At 47.0% G+C, this 19,438-nt stretch carries 9 protein-coding genes and 2 pseudogenes; 6 read left to right on the top strand and 5 right to left on the bottom strand.

The window, feature by feature from the left end; genetic code table 11:
• Nucleotide 1: 1 nt before the first annotated feature.
• A complete protein-coding gene (locus tag AACX68_RS07135) occupies nt 2-7,729 on the bottom strand; it encodes a non-ribosomal peptide synthetase (protein ID WP_228858640.1) in 7,728 nt (2,575 codons plus the stop codon).
• 931 nt (nt 7,730-8,660) lie between these two features.
• On the opposite strand from AACX68_RS07135, the gene AACX68_RS07130 reads away from it, so the two are divergent.
• The 6 genes from AACX68_RS07130 to AACX68_RS07105 all read left to right on the top strand — a co-directional run bounded on the left by AACX68_RS07130 (nt 8,661) and on the right by AACX68_RS07105 (nt 14,850).
• Nucleotides 8,661-9,449: an SDR family oxidoreductase gene (locus tag AACX68_RS07130; protein WP_228858639.1), complete on the top strand. Its 789-nt coding sequence runs from the start codon at nt 8,661-8,663 to the stop codon at nt 9,447-9,449.
• Nucleotides 9,450-9,543: 94 nt separating this feature from the next.
• On the top strand, nt 9,544-10,794 hold the full coding sequence (locus AACX68_RS07125; RefSeq protein ID WP_228858638.1) for a styrene monooxygenase/indole monooxygenase family protein: 1,251 nt from the start codon (nt 9,544-9,546) through the stop codon (nt 10,792-10,794).
• Nucleotides 10,795-10,854: 60 nt separating this feature from the next.
• The gene (locus tag AACX68_RS07120; RefSeq protein WP_228858637.1) at nt 10,855-11,433 is read left to right on the top strand and encodes a flavin reductase family protein; all 579 of its coding nucleotides are present in this window, start codon (nt 10,855-10,857) and stop codon (nt 11,431-11,433) included.
• Nucleotides 11,430-12,230 carry a cyclase family protein gene (locus AACX68_RS07115; protein ID WP_228858636.1) on the top strand — a complete coding sequence of 267 codons (801 nt, stop codon included), beginning with the start codon at nt 11,430-11,432 and terminating at the stop codon, nt 12,228-12,230. Before AACX68_RS07120 ends, AACX68_RS07115 begins: the two co-directional genes overlap by 4 nt.
• Nucleotides 12,227-13,828 (top strand): phytoene desaturase family protein, encoded by a 1,602-nt coding sequence (locus AACX68_RS07110; RefSeq protein WP_228858635.1) that lies wholly within the window; start codon nt 12,227-12,229, stop codon nt 13,826-13,828. The genes AACX68_RS07115 and AACX68_RS07110 overlap by 4 nt, the downstream gene beginning before the upstream one ends.
• A gap of 56 nt (nt 13,829-13,884) precedes the next feature.
• On the top strand, nt 13,885-14,850 hold the full coding sequence (locus tag AACX68_RS07105; RefSeq protein ID WP_228858634.1) for a SphA family protein: 966 nt from the start codon (nt 13,885-13,887) through the stop codon (nt 14,848-14,850).
• 118 nt (nt 14,851-14,968) lie between these two features.
• On the opposite strand, the gene AACX68_RS07100 is transcribed toward AACX68_RS07105, so the two are convergent.
• The 4 genes and pseudogenes from AACX68_RS07100 to AACX68_RS20135 form a co-directional block, all read right to left on the bottom strand.
• Complete coding sequence (locus tag AACX68_RS07100) at nt 14,969-15,880, bottom strand: hypothetical protein (RefSeq protein ID WP_228858633.1); 912 nt, start codon at nt 15,878-15,880, stop codon at nt 14,969-14,971.
• Between the two features lie 901 nt (nt 15,881-16,781).
• The gene (locus tag AACX68_RS07095) at nt 16,782-18,065 is read right to left on the bottom strand and encodes a hypothetical protein (protein WP_228858632.1); all 1,284 of its coding nucleotides are present in this window, start codon (nt 18,063-18,065) and stop codon (nt 16,782-16,784) included.
• 237 nt (nt 18,066-18,302) lie between these two features.
• Nucleotides 18,303-18,965 (bottom strand): annotated as a pseudogene (locus AACX68_RS20140) (trypsin-like serine protease); the annotation flags it as partial.
• 379 nt (nt 18,966-19,344) lie between these two features.
• Nucleotides 19,345-19,438 (bottom strand): annotated as a pseudogene (locus tag AACX68_RS20135) (IS982 family transposase); the annotation flags it as partial.

Raw genomic sequence — 19,438 nt, 5'->3', positions numbered from 1 at the left:
TTTATAAATCCAAAGTAGTTTCATTTTCAGAATCGTGGTGTGAACTGACATGATTGGTATGTTCAAAATGGTGAGTTATCTGGTTGAATTGCTCCAACGAAACACCCTTGATGCCGTAATCACTGGGAGTCATTATTTCTCCCGTTTGTGACTGTTTTTGCGCTGTGGTGGCGATGTGATTGAGTGCCTGCTCAAATGCCCGGGTAAACAGGGCTGTCTTAGCCTGTGGCAGTCGGGAATCGACATAAAACCGCAGTTTTCCGGCCTGAACGGCGCCATTAATGCCCAACAGCAAATGACTGTCGTTTTCGCTGGCTATCACCGTTCCGCAATCATCGTCAGTGATTGACCAGTCCTGTTGACTGGCACTGCCTAACTGCCCCAGATAGTTAAAACTTATCAGTGGCAAATCTTCGGCCAGATAGCCCGCCTGCTGTAATGCCCCGTAACCTATGCCTTTATTCGGCACTGCGCGCAGCATCTCTTTGGTATGAATGATGGTGTCGGCGATATCTGCCTGCTTTTCCAGACGAACCGGGTACATCGTAGTAAACCAGCCAACGGTTTCGGAAATATCTATTGTGTTATCAATAGATTCCCGTCCATGTCCTTCCAGAAGGATAGGGTTGACAGGTTGGTCGAATGTCTCCTGCAAGGCGACGGTCAGCGCACTCAGCAACAGGTCATTAATTTCGGTGTGAAAACCTGCGTTAGCTTCATGCAGCAGGATATCGGTCATTTCTGCCGAGATTTCCAGTTGATGGTGTGTGAGGCAGTCCAACACAGGAGTGCTGTTATTGCCCGTTAACACCTGTTGCCAGTAAGGCACTTCATGTTGATGTTGCCGGGCATACTGTTGAACAGCGGTCACCCATTGGCGATAACTGCTGGTTTTCGCCGGTAAGACCCTCCCCTGTAAGAGCAAACGCATATCTTCTGCAATAATCCGCCAGGACACGGCATCAATAATCAGATGATGGAAGGCAAAAAATAACCGGGCGCTGCCATCGGCGTAGCCAGTCAGATGAGCGGCCTGCCAGAGTGGCCCGTTGTGATAATCGAACCCACTTTGCCACTGGGTAAGTTGTTGGTGGAGTTCTTCCTGATTGCACTGACGGATATCACGGTGTTTTAACTGCGGCAGTGAAGTTGAAACTTCCGCAGAATAACACTGGCGATACCCCTGTTCCGTTGCAATAAAGCGGGCGCGTAATATATCGTGCCGCTCAGTTAATGCGAGCAGGGCTTGTTCAATCTGTACGGATGGAATATTACCGGGGATCTGAACCATAAAGGCCTGATTCCAGTGATGTGGGTGCGCTAACTGCCAGTCAAAGAAAATTTGCTGAATCGGTAATAAAGCAAACTCCCCGTTTAATAATCCTTGTTCGGCAACGATTTTGGCAGTGGATGCGGTTTGCATCAGTAATACCGCTAATTGTGCCACGGTTGGTGCCTCAAAAATGGTTTTCACCTGAAGCGAAAAACCAGCCTGACGCAGTTTGGACACCAACTGGAGACTGATAATCGAATCTCCACCAATGCGGAAAAAATTATCGTGGATGCTTATCCGCTCCAGCCCTAAAACCGCCTGCCAAAGAGTGCAAAGCTGGGTTTCTAAGGCATTACGGGGCGCAACATAATTTTCTCTGTCACCGAAAACCGGTTCTGGCAGGGCTCGGCGGTCCACTTTGCCATTCAGCGTTAGCGGTATAGCCTCCATAAAGGTAAAGCTGGCGGGCAGCATGTAGTCCGGCAGATGAGCAGATAAGTGCGCAAGCAGTATGTTATCGGACACCGTATCCTCGACAACCAGATAGGCTGCCAGCACTTTATGACCCTGATGTTCACGATCAATCACGACGGCTTGTTTGACTTGTGGATGCGCCGTCAGCGCACTTTCAATTTCGCCCAGTTCAATACGATAACCGCGAATTTTGACCTGAAAATCATTACGTCCCAGATATTCCAGTTCGCCGTTAGGTAACCAGCGTACTAAATCACCGGTTTTATACAAACGGGTGTAACCTTTAACCGTTTCGTTTGCGGTTGCAAAAGGATTAGCAACAAAGCGCTCAGCCGTTAATTCAGGGCGATTTAAATAACCCCGTGCGACACCAGCACCACCAATATACAATTCACCCGGTGTACCGATAGGTGATGGATTTCCATCACTATCAAGTATGTAAAGACGAACGTTATTAATAGCTTGACCAATATTGGTGGCAATATCCCCATGCTGATATAGCTTCTGTGTCGCACAAACGGTGATTTCTGTCGGACCGTAAGCATTCATCACATTGCTGTGTTGGCTGAAATGATCCATAAAATCCAGTGAGGGTGATTCTCCCGCAGTAACCAATAACTGGAGTGAGGGTAATTCCACATCCGTCAATAATTTGAGTATTGCTGGCGGTAGAGTCGCCATTTGAATACCTTCCCGTTGAATGAGCTGTGCAATCGCAGGAGCATGGCGTTCTGCTTCATTGCAAAGATAAAGCGTCAGGCCATTCAATAACGCGGGAAAGAGTTCGAAAACAAAAGCATCAAACACATAAGCGGCAAACATTAAACTTTTAGTGGTCTTTTCAGTATCAAAAAATGCACTTTGAGCGGCCGTCAGATGCGCTACATTTTTATGTTCAACCATCACCCCTTTCGGCTGACCGGTGGTGCCGGAGGTATAGATAATATAGGCCAAATCGGTCGGTTTATTGATGGAATCGGGGTTCTTCACAGGCTGGCTGGCTGTGTCTGCCTGATTATCTGCCGCGATAAGGATCGATGACCCAGCCAGTGGCCGGAGCGTGGTCAGATAGTGTTGTTGGATCAGAACACAAGGCGTCGCGGTGTCTGTCAGAATAAACTGTACCCGCTCTGTGGGATATTCCGGTGATATTGGCACATAAGCGCCTCCGGCTTTCAGCACCGCCAGCATACTGATGACCATTTCCGGACTGCGGTCAAAATACAAGGCTATCGGTGTATCAGCTTGCATCGTTTGATGATGCTGTTGCTGATAACGTTCGCGTATGGCATGGGCCAGTTGATTGGCGCGCTGATTAAGCTGGTGATAAGTCAGGGATTCACCTTCAAACACCAGTGCAACATGGTCCGGTGTTCTTGCCGCCTGCGCTTCAAACAACTGGGGCAGGGTTTTATCCTGCGAATAAGGGGCGTCAGTCTGGTTCCAGATAGTTAATAGAGTATGACGTTCCTGTGCCGATAAAATATCAATGTTGGATAACGGTTGCTGCTGGTCGGCCACAAACGCCCTCAATACCCGCTGGTAACTCTCCGCGATACGGGTGATGCTGGTGTCATTAAACAGGCTAAGAGCGTAGTTCAGGCAACCGGTAATCGCTGTTTTGCCATCGGACAAAAACAGGCTCAGATCGAACTTAGCGGGGCTGTATAAGGGTTCATCCAGCTCCACCGGTTTGAATGGCAGGCAATTGGCTGATGAATTTTCACCGCGATGATTTTCACCAAAAGTCTGTACGCTGAACATCACCTGAAATAGCGGGTGACGGGCGGTATCCCGTTCAATGTTCAGGACATCAAGGAGTTGCTCAAACGGCATATCCTGATGGGCTTTGGCACCGGCGACCAGTTTGTGTGCCTGTGTAATCAGCGCGGTTACGCTGTCGGTGTGTTGCAGTTGTGCACGTAAGGCCAGTGTGTTAACGAACATCCCCAATAAGGGTTGTGTTTGCGCATGGTGGCGGTTATCGGTCGGGGTGCCGATAACGATATCGTCTTGTCCGGATAATTTTGCGAGTGTGACGTAAAACGCACTGAGCAGCACGGTATACAGGGTAGTTTCCTGTGTTTTTGCTAACTCCCGTAGCTGTTCAGACAGCTGTGCGTCCAGCTCAAAATTGAGATCCTGCCCCTGATAATTGACCTGTGCCGGTCTGGGGTGATCGGTGGGCAGGGCCAGCGATTCATAGCCTGCCAGTGCCTGTTGCCAGTAAGCCAGTTGTTGTTCTCGGATGTCTCCCTGCAAATAATCCCGTTGCCATGCCGCGTAATCCCCGTAGGTGATATCCAGCGCGGGAAGTTGGCTATCATGGCCTGCTTGCAGCGCGTGGTAAACCTCCGCCAGTTCCGCCATAAAGATGTCGATGGACCAGCCATCCATCGCGATATGGTGCCATAACAGTAATAAGTAGTGACGGTCTGCGACCTGATAATGCCGCAGGCGCAGGCTCGGTTCGGTGGTTAAATCAAAGGGGGTGGCGATCTCGGTGCGGACGTTAGCCAGCAATGTTTCCTTGTCGTCACAGGATTGAGATGGGATCACGAGATACGTGTCCAATGCCTGCTGATACTGCTGGCCCTGATCATCACTGCGATATACGGTTCTCAGCACGGCATGACGTTCAGCCAGTTGGTTAATGGTGGTTTTAAGTAAAGGCAGCGAAGTATCCTGAGCCAACTCAACCAGATACGGAATATGGTAGACATCCGAACCCTGCTCATACTGTTCGATAAATAGCATCCGCTCCTGCGCAAATGATAAGGGATAGCGCGCTTGTGCCAGCGGTGGGATAACGGTGCGAATTTGCGTGTCCATCTGCGTGGCTAACCCGGCGATGGTTTTCAATTCAAACAGTTGCGCCAGTGAAATATCCGTAGACAGGGTACGGCGAATAGCAGCAATCAGTTTAATGGCGGTCAGGGAATTGCCGCCGAGACGGAAGAAGTTATCGTCAATACCGACTCGCTCCAGCTCTAAAACATCCTGCCAAATAGCACAAAGCTGGGTTTCCAGTGCATTACGCGGCGCGACGTAATGTTCTTTGTGACCGAAAACCGGCTCCGGCAAGGCTCTGCGGTCCACTTTGCCGTTCGGCGTTAGCGGGATCGCCTCAATCCGAGTAAAGCTGGCGGGCAGCATATAATCCGGCAGATAAGAAGATAAATGGCTGATTAACCCTTCGTCAGAAATTTCATTCTCAGTCACCAGATAGGCGATCAGAGCGGTATTACCCTGATAGTTGCGATCGATGACAACGGCCTGTTTAACCTGTGGATGTGCCGCCAGCGCACTTTCAATTTCGCCTAGCTCAATGCGGTAGCCGCGAATTTTGACCTGAAAATCATTACGTCCCAGATATTCCAGTTCGCCATCGGGGAGCCAGCGGGCTAAATCACCGGTTTTATACAGACGTGTGTAACCCTGTTCTTTGTTCTTCTCTGTGGCAAACGGGTTTTCGATAAAACGTTCGGCGGTTAATTCCGGTCGGTTTAAATAACCCCGTGCCAACCCTGCGCCACCGATGTAAAGTTCGCCGGGAGCACCAATCGGAGCCGGTTTTCCGGCAGGATCCAGCACATAGGCAGACATGTCGCTGAGGGGACACCCAATGCGGGATATCGCAGTGGTATCGCCTTGCGTTAATTTTTTGTAAGTCACATGGACGGTGGTTTCGGTGATCCCATACATATTGATGAGTGCCGGTTTTTGATCGCCATAACGATCCCACCAGGGTGTTAACTGCACCGGATTTAATTTATCGCCACCAAATATTACATAGCGAAGGTGGGGAAATTCTGCGCCGTTGCTGACTGCTTCGTCGATAAAGGCATAAAATGCCCCCGGCGTTTGGTTCAGTACCGTCACATGCTGTTCGGAGCATAACCGGCTGAATTGGCCAAAATCCTTAGTGCACTCAACCGTAGGAATAATTAAACGCCCGCCATAGAGCAGAGCACCCCATAATTCCCACACACTGAAATCAAACGTATACGCATGGAAAAGCACCCAGACATCGTGTTGATCGAACTGGTAATCTTTTTGACTGGTAGTAAATAAGCGACTGACATTATGGTGGGTCTGCAAGACGCCTTTGGGTTTTCCGGTCGTGCCGGAGGTATAGATAACATAGGCTAAATCTGTCGCATGAACAGCTAATGCCAGATTTTCTGTTGAATAGTGTTCAGTGACACTCCTGTCATCTGCGGCAATCAGGGCTGGTGGTGTCACATGTGCTTGGGTATAAACCCGCAATGTCGGCAGAAACTTTTGCTGAGTCACCACACAGGGTGATTGCGTATCGTCCAGAATAAACTGAACCCGCTCCGGCGGATAATCCGGTGATACCGGCACATAAGCCCCGCCGGCTTTGAGTACAGCCAGTATACTGATGACCATTTCCGGGCTGCGATCCAGATAGAGCGCGACCAACGTATCCATAGGCATCGGTATATTATGCTGTTGTTGATAACGTTCACGGATCACAAGCGCCAGTTGGTTTGCCCGTTCATTAAGCTGGTGATAGGTCAGAGTTTTGCCTTCAAACACCAGTGCGACGTTATTCGGATGAGCTGTAACCTGCGCTTCAAACAACTGTTGCAGGGTTTTATCCTGCGGATAAGGAGCATCGGTCTGATTCCAGATATTTAATAGGGTATGGCGTTCCTGCTCTAACAAGATAGGTAATTCACTGACTAAAATAGCCGGATTGTCAATAATAGCCGTTAGCAGGTTATTTAATCGTTCAAGGATATTATTGATGTCTGTATCACTAAAATAATTTTGTAAATACTGAATAGTTATTTTTAATTCTTGATCATAGCCATGATCTTTCAGTCGAAATAAGATGGGATTAATATTAAATTCAGTGTCTATATGAAAATGCTGAGTTTGGTTAATTTCAGTATCCGATGATGAAAAGCGGTCATATAAAATTAGAATATTGGGTAAAGAGAATCCATCTTGCTTTGCAAGACGAGTAAGGTGTGAATTGGGAAATTTTCCGTGTAGATAGCTGTTTTTCAGCGCTGATTCTACTTGCTTAATTTGCTTAACGATAGAAGAAGTTCGTGAAATAGGGCAATGTACTGGATACGTGTTTGCTTGCATCCCGACAACATATTTTTCAGCTTTTGTTGTTCTTCCATGACTTGTTGTGTTGAAATTTATTTCTTGTTGCCCGGTTAATTCAGCGATAACAATAGAAACAAGCGTAGAAAAGACGGCAAGTAAATGAGTTTTGTTTTCGTGACAAAAAATACGTAAGTCATTTTTAACTGAGAGTGGTAATGTCAGTTCATGATTATCAGAGCCTTTATTATGGTAATAAGGTGTTAATTGGTGTATTTCATTTTTCTTTAAAAAATCCAGCCAATAATTTTTATCATCTTCATAATCAAAATTATTTAAATAGGTTCTTGCTTTTTTTACTGCTGTGAGATATTGCGGAATTTCAGATAACCACGCTGTGGATGTTCGATTCTTAAGGCATGTATACAATTTATAAACATATTCGTGAAATCGGTATAATCCGACACCGTCAATGAAAATATGGTGGAATGTAGTGAAAAAATAATTTTTTTCATTGGCAAGACGGATTAATGTGAACTGGTAGGGTATTTCATTTAAGTAATCGATAGAGATATTGTTTTGTTGCTTCATCCACAGAAGTGCGTGACTTTCAGGATCAGGCAGTTTTGAAACATCGTATTCATTGATTAACGCGGGAATACTTTGTTCCTGAATGTATTGAACCGCTTCATTGTCGGCATTGATGAATATACGTAAACGTAAAGTATCGATATGCTGATATAGTAAATTTAATGTTTTTTGCAAGAGGGTAATATCAACATTTTCCTCTATTAAGGTATACCAATTTAGGGTATGTACTGGGCTATTCTCATAAAGAAGTTGTTCGTAGAATATATTCTCCTGAGCAGGGTGGAGGTGATATAAATCTGGATTCAAATGATCCTCAGCTTTTCTCATAATTATTTATATGAGTGTGTTCTGCTTACAAGTTAGTCATAGTTGATAGTACAAAATGAATAGGGCTGATGATTTGCCTGACCTTAATTTGCACGTTAGAACGTAGCATCATCTCTCATGATGTCCTTACAAATAACCTTGCAATCTTTCAACACTCATCCTCGTGAAATAGAGTTCTTATTTAATAGTTAGTATTTTGCTCCCCCAAAATACCAGAGTGTATTTTTTATGTGAATATAATTGTTTTATATTACTTATGGATGCTGTTATTTATAGTGTAATGCTGGTTGTTATTTTAATTAATGTCTATGTTGTTTTTTATTATCCTTGTTTTTTTATTGCTTATAGGAAAATTTAATTATTGATGCTTTTTATTGTTAGTGAAGTGTTGGGTGAAATATATTTATAGCCAAAAGTTATAATTGTCTAGCTCAAGATGGGAGTATTTTTCTTCGGTAAACCAGAGACGGATTAGTCGCAACTCACAACCATGATGTCATCAACGAGATCCGGAACTTCAGGATGATTAGTTCCGTGGGTTACTATTTCAGCGTGTTCGGTGATGGAATAAGTTAAACAAAGAATATATTATTTCTAAATTCTGAAATCTAATTAATACATTTTTGAATACCTGCGCTGGATGGATATTTCCTGCAAATATCGGCTAATTGTTCTTATCTTTTTCACGTAATGATACCCACCATGATTTATTAATTATAAAAACACTAAATATACAAAATATTGGATATTCGGTGTTTATATCTCTGATCGGCTATTCAGTCACGATCTATCGAACAAAAGTTATTCAGTCAAAATTTTGTTTTTTCTTAATGCCCTGAATTCCGACCGAATAATTTGTCCTGATAGTTTGCCCTGAATAGTGGCAGATATATGTACAAGGGGATCACTCATGAAAGGATTAAGTAATAAGGTCGCTATTGTTACTGGTGGTGCAACTAAAATAGGTGCGGCTGTTGCCAGAGTATTGAGTGAGTATGGTGTTAAGGTTGCTATTTTTGATATTGATCGTGAAGGTGGAAAAAAAGCCTGCGATGTCCGACCTGATGATATTCATTTCTGGCCTGTTGATATTACTGATGACAAACAGCTCTCTCAGGGGATACAAGAGGTTGCAGCTTACTATGGCCACCTTAACTGTCTCGTTAATCTTGCTGCAACTTATCTGGATAATGGTGCTGACTCCGGCCGCGAAATGTGGCTGACGGCACTGAATATTAATGTGGTCAGCGCAATCAAGGCAGCTCAGTTTGCACATCCTTATTTTATGGCGGCCGGAGGCGGAGCAATTGTTAACTTCACCAGCGTTTCATCCTCTGTTGCCCAGACAGGCCGTTGGCTATATCCCGCCTCAAAAGCCGCTTTATTACAAGCTACCCGCAGCATGGCAATGGACTATGCCGCTGATCGCATTCGTGTTAACTCCGTTTCACCGGGTTGGACCTGGTCACGGGTCATGGATGAACTGACTCAGGGCAGTCGCCGGAAAACAGATGAAGTTGCCGCAGATTATCACTTACTTGGCCGTGCGGGCGATCCTGAAGAGATTGCCCAGGTCGTGTCCTTTCTTCTTTCTGATTTGTCGAGTTTTGTGACCGGAGCCGATTACTCCGTTGATGGTGGTTATTCAGTGATGGGACCTGAGCAGGCAAAACCTGCCATTTGCCGTCTGGCGGAATAGTCGCAAATCGTTCTTGTCACAAAACACGCTTGTCACAAAACACGATTGTTACAAAACATCGTCGGAATGAAACATAAGGTAGGAGAAAAATACCATGCGTCGTATCGCTATTGTGGGAGGTGGTCAGGCCGGACTGCCTCTGGCCCTTGGTCTACTTGACAAGGGCTATCAGGTAACCGTAGTTACCAATCGCACCCCTGATGATGTCCGGAATGGTCGGGTGATGTCGAGTCAGTGTATGTTCGATTCTTCTTTACAGTTTGAGCGGAAGCTGGAGCTGAATAAATGGGAAGCACTATGCCCGCCAGTTGAAGGTATCGGTTTCGCTGTTCCGCATCCGGAAATGCCGAATGCTAAAGTCATTGACTGGAGCGCCCGGCTCGATAAGTACGCACAGGCGGTTGATCAGCGCATTAAAATGCCTTTCTGGATGGAGTTGTTTGCTGCCCGTGGCGGTAATTTGGAGATTCGCGATGTAGGTGTTAATGAGTTGGAGCAGCTGGCATCGACCCATGAGCTGGTTATTCTGGCGGGCGGGAAAGGGGAAGTTGTGAGATTGCTGGAGCGTGATGCAACCCGTTCCCCCTATGATAAGCCGCAGCGTGCACTGGCACTGACTTATGTGAATGGTATGCTGCCGGTGCCTGAATATTCTCGCGTTTCTTTCAACCTGATCCCCGGAGTGGGCGAGTATTTCGTTTTTCCTGCTCTGACTCTGAGTGGTCCCTGTGACATTATGGTTTTTGAAGGAATACCGGGGGGAGCAATGGATGGCTGGCAGGAAGCCAGAACACCGCAGGAGCATCTGACTTATAGCCTCCGCATCCTTAAAACCTTTCTGCCGTGGGAAGCCGCACGTTGCGAAAAAGTAGAACTGACCGATGAGAACGGCATTCTGGCCGGACGTTTCGCACCGGTAGTGCGCAAACCAGTACTGACATTACCGTCTGGTCGTCAGGTCTTTGGACTGGGTGATGCGGTAGTGACAAACGATCCGCTTACCGGACAAGGCTCCAACAATGCGACCAAAGCCTGCCAGGTCTATTACGAATCGATTCTTGCCCGTGGTGACAAACCTTTTACGGCAGAGTGGATGAACGATACCTTTGAGCGATTCTGGGATTACAGCCAGTATGTTGTGGAATGGACAAACAGTCTGCTCATCCCACCCAAACCTCATATCCTGCATCTATTAGGCGCAGCTCAGCAGTTGCCGGCACTTGCCAGCACAATTGCCAATGCTTTCAATCATCCCCCTGTACTGTTTCCGTGGTGGCGGGACAGTGATGCCTGTGAAGCCTACATTAACTCACAGACACAGCATGCACAGGCGGCTAATTCTTAATTAAGGAAGCGATTTAACAAGCTACCTGAAAAGCAGGGTTTTAGTGTGGAGAATTTCAGTGTGGAAAAAGTCAACATGACCATGAATATCCAGAACAGCGAAGCAATGTTACCCGGTACTGAATGGGGAATAACCGAATTTGAGGCAAGGGCATTGCGTACCATTCTTGGGAGCTACCCAACCGGTGTTGCCATTGTGGCAACACGAACGGCTGACGGGCGCAATGTAGGCCTGACCATCAATTCATTTGCATCACTTTCACTGGAGCCACCGCTGATACTCTGGAGTCTGGTCAACCACTCTCCCAATCTGGCTGTATTCCAGAACTGTGAATATTTCACGATCAGCATTCTTAGTTGCGACCATCAGGAACTGGCCCTGCGTTTTGCTAATCCGAGGGTTGAAAACAAGTTTCAGGATATTCCTGTGCAGGAAACGCCGGAAGGGATCCCAGCAATTTGTGGCGCGATAGCAACACTGGTTTGTTCGAACCACCAGCAAACCCATGTCGGTGATCATTTGTTGATGATTGGTCAGGTGAAACGTATTGCCAGCCTCGAAGGTAAGCCGTTGGTTTTTCACTGCGGTATGTTTACGGAGTTGCATGATGTGGGAAGCAATCTGGGAGAGGATGCATGAAAAACCTGCTGAATATGTTCACTACAGCGTTGGATCAGGGGGGAGTGAAGGTGATTGATCTTACACAGACTTTATCGCCTGATTTTCCGGCTTTACAGTTACCTGAACAATATGGGCAAGTCTGGTCATTCAAAATGGAGCGTATTTCGTGTTACGACGAAAACGGGCCGGGCTGGTATTGGAATAATTTCAGTTGTGGAGAACATACAGGCACACACTTTGATGCTCCGGCGCATTGGGTGAGCGGCAAAGATTATTCAGATAATACCGTTGATAGCATTCCGCTGCATAATTTTGTAGCACCCGCAGTCGTTGTGGATGCCAGCCAACAGGTGGCAAACAATCCGGATTGGTTGCTGACAATTGACTTCCTGCTTGAATGGGAAAATCGACACGGGCAGATCCCTGCTGGAGCGTGGCTGCTGTTCCGTACTGACTGGTCAAAACGGGCGGATAATCCCAGCCGTTTCCTCAATATGCGTGATGACGGAGCCCATACACCGGGGCCTGATCAGGAAACAGTAGAGTGGCTTATCCATAAACGTAATATCCGGGGCTTTGGGGTGGAAACTATCAATACTGATGCCGGGCAGTCTTATTCATGGCCCGTGGCTTATCCTTGTCACACCCTGATGCACGGAGCAAATAAATACGGTTTGCAATGCCTGAAAAACCTCGATTTATTACCACCAGTCGGAACCGTTATTATTGCCGCTCCCCTTAAAATTGAAGGAGGCTCGGGAAGTCCGCTGCGAGTTCTGGCACTGGTTGAACAGCCTGATGGAACAACCCTATGAACAGTTCTAAACCACAAGTCATTATCATCGGCAGTGGAATAAACTCACTGGTATGTGCCGCACTACTGTCTATCTGGGGAAAATCTGTTCTGGTACTGGAACGGAATGCGGTGCTGGGAGGATGTATCCGTACAGAAGAACTTTTTCCCGGTTATATCCATGATGTGCTCTCCTGCTGGTATCCGTTATTTTTGAGTAGCCCGGCTTATCAGGTGCTGAAGCCGGAATTAGAAAAAGCGGGTGTAGAGTTCATACAAAGTGATTATTCCACTGGTCTGGTTCAGCCGAATGGCCGGGGAATTGCGTTAAAGCGGGGCGTTTTACCTGCTGCATTGCAGCTTGATGAAATTGCCGGAAAAGACGGAAAAGCGTTTCGCTACATGGTGCAGCAAATTCTTCATGATGATGCTGAATTGGTATTCAGTTTGCTGGGGCAAAACCCTTATGGTTTCAGCGTACTCCGGTTACTGTTTAGTGAATGGCGAAAACGCGGTATTGATGGTCTGGTGGAATTTGCCGGTCATTCACTGGAAACATTCCGGCGCTGGTCTGAACGTGAATTGCAGTCCGATTTCATCCGTACCCTGATTGCGCCATGGGCCTTGCATACAGGTCTGGGACCGGATGATGCCAGTTCAGCCCTGATTGGAAAACTCACTTTTGCTGCGGTGGTAGCGGGAGGAATGCCGGTAGTTAAAGGGGGAAGTATCAGCATTGTTGAAGCGTTGAAAACGATCATAGAGCAGCATGGGGGACAGCTTCTCACGCATACCAATGTTGATCACATTATCACTCATCAGCGGGGGCGAAAGTACCGTGCTTCTGGTGTCATCGCCGGAGAAAGGGTTTATCACGCTACCGATGCCGTGGTCTGCAATGTCACTCCGCAACAGCTTTATGGTCACTTACTGGATAACGTTCCTCAGACAGTTCAACAATATGCGCAGGGATATCGCTATGGGCGTGGTGGAATGCAGGTTCACTTTGCCCTGAATTCTCCCCCGTCATGGAGTAATCCCGAATTATGTCATGTACCGCTTATTCACTTAGCAGAAAGTATGCAAGAAATTTGTCTGTCGGTAACACAGGCTAATAATGGTTATTTGCCGGAGCACCCGACATTAGCTATAGGCCAGCCGGTTGCGCTTGATCCGGGTCGTGCTCCTGAAGGTGGATGGATTTTATGGATTCAGATGCAGGAGTTGCCCACTCATCTGAAAGGGGATGCACTGGGAGAAATCACTATTTCTGAAGATGGCAGATGGAATGATGCTGTTCGTGAAGCGTTCGCAGATCGCGTACAGGCTCGTCTGGAGAGCGTCATTCCGGGTTTTTCATCCACTATTGTTGGCCGCAGGGCATATTCTCCGGCAGATTTACAGACACTGAACTGTAATCTGGTGGAGGGAGATCTCTATTCAGGGATTTGTACCCCTGACCAATTTTTCTGGCTGCGTCCCTTTGCGTCTTCAAAAAGGACGAAAGCACATCAGACTTTTATTTGTAATGTCTTTCATATTGGAGCATCAGCACATCCCGGACCCGGATTAGCAGGAACCTCCGGCTATCTGGTTGCTCGCAGGCTTGCGCGGCACTGATCACATTCATTCCTCATATGCGATATCTGTTCACTTCCCACTTCGGAGGATCTGTCATGATAAAAATATACACAGCAATAAAAGCAAAACTGATAAACACAGCAATAATGAAGTATCGGAGAGTGATTCAGCTTACCATTTTATCACTACTCAGTATTTCCGTTATGAGTGCTTTAGTTGTAAGCCATTCTGTTATGGCGACAGAAGGCGGTGGTGTTGGTATCTATCCGGATGGGTTAGATAATTATCTGTCAGGCGTCTTGCCTCCGCCGGGTGTCCATGTACTGCTTTATGGTGGCAATATTCACTATAACCAACTCAGGGGAAATACTGGTTCCCGGCTTCCTGTTCCCGGTTTTAAAGTGAATGTGAGTGTTCTTGCTCCCCGGCTGGTTCTGGTCACAGATCAACAAATTATGGGGGGGCAACTGGCTTATCATACTATTGTGCCTTTACTGAGTGTGACAGCAGAAGCAGGGGGTAAACGCAGCGACAGTAAAGGGATTGGGGATATCACTTTTGGCCCGGCTCTTGGGTATCATCCGGCTCCGGATTTAGGTTATGTTATCGGTCTTGATATCAGTGCACCAACAGGCAGCTATAATCGCCATGATCCTTCCAGTCCGGGGAAAAATCACTGGGCATTTCAGCCTGTCTGGGCGATAAGCTACTTTCCGGCTTACGGTTACAATACTGACTTAAAAGTGATGTATGACTTTAATCTGAAAAATAAAAAGACCAATACAACATCCGGTCGGGCTTTTCATATAGATTATGCACTGGGCTGGGGATTCGGTAATGGTTTGGTCGCTGGGGTTGGTGGTTATGCATTCCAGCAGGTCACAAATGACAGCGGGCCTAATTCAGCGCAGGGTAAAGCGAGCGCATTTGGTCTGGGTCCTTCCGTCCGTTACGCTAATGATAAAGGCTTGCTGGTGGCCCTGAAATGGCAAAAAGACCTGATCGTGACTAATCGCCCGGCAGGCTCGCAACTCTTTTTAAAAGTCGCCCTTCCATTTTAGAAATGATTTTTCATGTTTCATCATTATCATCGCGTGCTCCAGTAAAGGAAGCTACCGGCTGACGATGAAGTCAGCCGGTAATTATGCCTATCTCTGTGTTCACTAAAATGGGGCTACATTATAGGTTATTTGTTGAACCAGTAATTGGGGCGCTGATGATAGAACCGTATATCTGGACAGCCGAGAAATCTAATCCTCCGGCATTAGCGTTGTCCAATGTGCATGACCAAGGCATAGGGATGTGCAATCCTGAAGCGTTTGCGGTCACTTTAACCAGACACCGAGGCCCTTGTTTAGTGGTAACTTTGACGGTAGCACCCGGAGTTGCTGTTCCAGAGAGGGTTATCTTATCGTTCCGGTCGCTTGAGTCCTTTTGTTTATGTACTAAGAGAGGAGCCGCAGTTTTGACGCTGAAAGACGTTTTTGCGGGATCCTGTACTTCCTCTCCGTGGGGGCGATATTGTGTAGCAGTGACGTCCCAGGTAGTTCCTACCGGGGGAATGGGATAGTTGCATCCCCAGGTACTCGTGTCAGAAATGGGGTGTATATCAGGTTGATCGGAATCTGAGCTTTCTCTGCAGTTTTGAGATTTTAGTATCGTCTTAGAATCTCCGTCCTTCTGTACAAGAAGGTGTACGGTATCGCGAGGTGTTCCCAGTCCATGGATCTGCAAGAACTCACCCCAGTCAGGCACAACTCCATCCACCCCAATCGGATCAATCGAAACCTTAAGCTCTCCGACAGTCAGGTGGTAATATCCTGTATGTGTATTGATTTGACTGCCATATCCATTGAAAGTTTGTGTGACATCCCACTGATAGGTGCCATCAATAAGCGCGGGGAATTTCTTTTTGCAATACCAACCGCCCGATTCATCGGCAGTTGCCGAGCAGCTAAAGGGGGATGCTCCTGCCGGAGTTCCTCCCTCGCGAGGTGTCACCTCGATTTTCGCACCGGGAGTCGCCCGGCCTCTAATCTCATAGGGGCCAAGGGTTTTGAAGATAATTTCGTTATCTCTGGGGGAATGCACCTTTAGCTCCGCAAGGATAGTGTATGGTGTTGAAGAGTGCGAAGAGATACCATCATTCTGAACGGCAACAATCTGAGTTATGCCGTAGGGAAGGGAGCTCGAAGTGCAAGACCAATTACCATTGTATCCCCCCTGATCTTGACTGACAGATATGTTCTCGCAGCCGGGGAGTGGATTTCCATGAGGAGATCCTTGATGTAAGGTAATGGTATTTCTGATGTCGCCAATACCGCTGAATTTTGCCTCGTCTTCATACATATAAGTCGCGTTTTCACCTTGCTGGTTGATATGTGCGAAGTTGAAGTAGAGCCAAATTTTACCTCCATCGTTATTCGGTGCCTTTTGCCAAACATTCAAACAACTATACTCAGATTCGGGGAATCCCTCCATTTCGGTGCAATTCGCTCCCGTTACCGGTATACCTAAGGATGAATCAGGGCTTGTTATCTTTGTGCGCCATTCTGAGCCAGACCAGTAATACACATGGTCCCAGCGCAGACTGAAGCGACCGGAGCCGGTTGGTGCCGGTAAGCCCTCGATCGTTACCTCCCAATCGATATACTTTTCTCTAAATGAACAACCACCAAAAAGTGCGTTCGAGTCCTCGAACGTGAAGGTATTTGTCCCGTTGGGCAGAACCGTCTGTTCTCCGCCTGTACTATACATACACGTGGAATTGCTAGGGTGGAGAGTAATAGTCTTATCGGAAAAATTTGTCATAAACATCGTCCACGTTCCGGCTGCATGTGCAGGCGCAGCATTCAACCCGAAGCCCAGAACTATGGCCATCAACCCGCCTGCCAGAATTCGCAGTAGTGTCGACATGTTGTCTCGTATTGCGGAGTTTTTTACTCCTATTGTCCGATTTTTATTCATTGTTTTACTCCTTCGTTTTCATAGCTCAGTTGACAGATGCGCCGATACTGACGAAGACGGGAAGCGAATAGGTTTCGTGCTCACTTTTGTCGGCGAATGTGGTCTTGATATGAGCGATATACCAGCCTGAATCCTCTTCAGTCGGGTAGGTGTCTTCCTGCCCGAAAACCAAAGTGGCAATGTATTTATGTTCTTTCTCTTTTCCGTATGATTGAAGCGGTAATGGGAATAAGCGGTCGCTAATGCTCGGAGTGTATTTTTGGGTTGCCGGGTCTAATTTTTCCCACATTACCTGTGCATCGGTCGGGGCTGGATAAGCGGTAAATAACACCTCGATTTCCGCATCCCCGGCACTGTCGGTATATCCCACCGCTTCTCCATAGGAGAGTGGAGATTGTTCCAGTAACTGTGGTAACACCTGCTCGCTGATGACCACATGTACTGGCTGACTTATGCTTTCACCCAGGTTATTGGTTGCTCGCAGGCGGTACCATCCTGAGTTGTTTTCGGTTGCTGGATCATCCTTTGTTCCGAACACCATCTGCACATTGTTCTGCCCTGACATTCCTACCCACCGGCCACCGGGTATAAACTTCCCGTCCGCGCTATCCGCCCACTCCCATTGCAGGGAACCTTCCTTCTCTTCGGGGTTCACATGGTTGAATAATGCTATCACTGAGTTCGAACCTATAGTCCCAGTGGTGATATAGAGCGTTTCTTCTGGTTTTGGGAACTGGCTGAATAGTATTGGTTTATCGATCTGCACACCGCGAGTGTCTGCATCTGCTGCAAACGGATTGCCGTGTTCATCGGCGCCCACGACAGCAGTGACGTTGGGTAATGTATACAGTGGTAACACGACGACTCGCCACGGGCCTATATCCGTGGCACTGGTCACCTGAAACATGGCTTCGCGCTTGTCCGTATCCGGCAAGTGTGACCACGATGACCATGCACCGCTTGCCGTTTTCCCCTGAAAGAATACGCGATACCCTGCTGCCGGTATGCCCGACGCCGCCAGAGCTTCATCCCAGGATGCGTGAACAGAGTTTTTTCCTGCGTTGTTGGCAGCAATCACTTTCAGGTTAGTTGGCATCGTGTACTTATCTGTAATCGAGCCTACAAGGCTGCTCGGCAGGTTAGCCGCTGGAAAGTGATTCTTGCCCACTAATTGGGGTGGGTTTCCAATCAACGGCAACACCGTTGCCCGCCATAATGCACCCTGTTCTACCTTTAGTTCCGCTTTTTCTGCCTGAGGATCAAGGATATCCTTGTATTTCGCACTCGACCATGATGTCCCGTCCTTCACCTCCTGCCAGAACACACGCCAACCGGATAAATCAGAATTTGATATTGAACTATCGGCTATGCTGGATCCTCCGCTTCCTCCAGACCCTCCTCCATATCGAAAGTGAGCTCTCCTCCAGCTAAGGAAAAAAGTGGCGATTATTATTGCGTATCCTATCGATACTGATTCCAACTGAAGATGTTCAATAAGAGCAATGTTATCTTCTAAAGGAGTAAAATAGATGTGTGTCGGTGTGCTCGATCCTGGCGGCTCTCCCCCAGAGATGAGCCCAATAACTACAGGGCCTCGTTGCGGATCATTAAACATTATAGGTCCACCCGAGTCTCCATACGTAGATGATCCCGTTCCAGGCCCGAAGGCTGCCCACACTTCACGTCCTCCTCTAAGCACATTAGGCTGGACTCTGTCCAGAGTCGCCCGGAACCCGTGAAAGGTATCGGGTGGAATCACCGTATTCGCGCGTCGATCACCTGAGCCGGCCCCAAAGCCAAACCCCATGATTTCAACTGGTGCAATGTTACCATCAGGGGAGATAGGCAGCCGATAGAATAGACCTAACGGTGCATATGACGTTAAGTGAAGGGGGGTACTTAAGCGTAGTGCTATGATATCACCGTCCCTCCCTTCCTCTATAAAATTGTCATACTCGATACTGATACCGTAGTCAGGATTAGCTGGTCTTCCAAGATAATTTCGACGCCAATATATTCTAATGGACAGATCTTCATTAGGATCGTCGTTATCTGGGTATACATGTAAAGCTGTCAAAACTATATGGGGACTGATGGCTATACCGGTTGCCACTCCACGGACTCTTTGATGGGTTTCCTCTTCTGTATATCTGATGATTATTCGAACTATCCAAGGATATAATTGAGGATTTATAGGAGCATGGCTCATAATAAGTTCATGATTATTCATGATAATAAGCCTCCCGTATTCTTGAAATAAAAAAGGTAAGAATAAATATTCGGAACTGGCAAGAGAGTGTTTTGTCTGTGACGAGCGGCTGGTAGCCCGTAGAAATACAATCAGGAACTCCAGCATGGCAACTTATCTGACGAGTTTGTACAGGCTGCATGATGAGTCTCGCAGCGTGAATTTTGCCCTTTACACGGGCATTCAGATAGTGAGTAGGATGCATTTTGATGTTCTCCGATCAAATAGGTTGGTCAGAGTTGGCTGATCAAAGATAAGTCCATCAAAATTTATATTAAATAAGACGTTCATATCGCCCCCTTTTTTGATGAAAATATTTAAAATAACGCGATGCTCGACTTTAACATCCTATAACGTTGGATTGTTGAAGCCAGTCGCGTTGACTTTTACCTTGTTTAAAATTAGCAAAAATACCCAACGTGTGGGAAAGCAGT

Origin of the sequence: Xenorhabdus sp. PB61.4 (assembly GCF_963894935.1) — a bacterium.
GTDB lineage: Bacteria > Pseudomonadota > Gammaproteobacteria > Enterobacterales > Enterobacteriaceae > Xenorhabdus > Xenorhabdus stockiae.
Note: the sequence above shows the minus strand (reverse complement) of the source record. Positions and strands in the feature narration are given on the sequence as shown.

Coding starts and splice junctions, on each gene's coding strand:
- AACX68_RS07130 (WP_228858639.1), top strand. CDS start 8,661: ATGAAAGGATTAAGTAATAAGGTCGCTATTGTTACTGGTGGTGCAACT.
- AACX68_RS07125 (WP_228858638.1), top strand. CDS start 9,544: ATGCGTCGTATCGCTATTGTGGGAGGTGGTCAGGCCGGACTGCCTCTG.
- AACX68_RS07105 (WP_228858634.1), top strand. CDS start 13,885: ATGATAAAAATATACACAGCAATAAAAGCAAAACTGATAAACACAGCA.
- AACX68_RS07110 (WP_228858635.1), top strand. CDS start 12,227: ATGAACAGTTCTAAACCACAAGTCATTATCATCGGCAGTGGAATAAAC.
- AACX68_RS07115 (WP_228858636.1), top strand. CDS start 11,430: ATGAAAAACCTGCTGAATATGTTCACTACAGCGTTGGATCAGGGGGGA.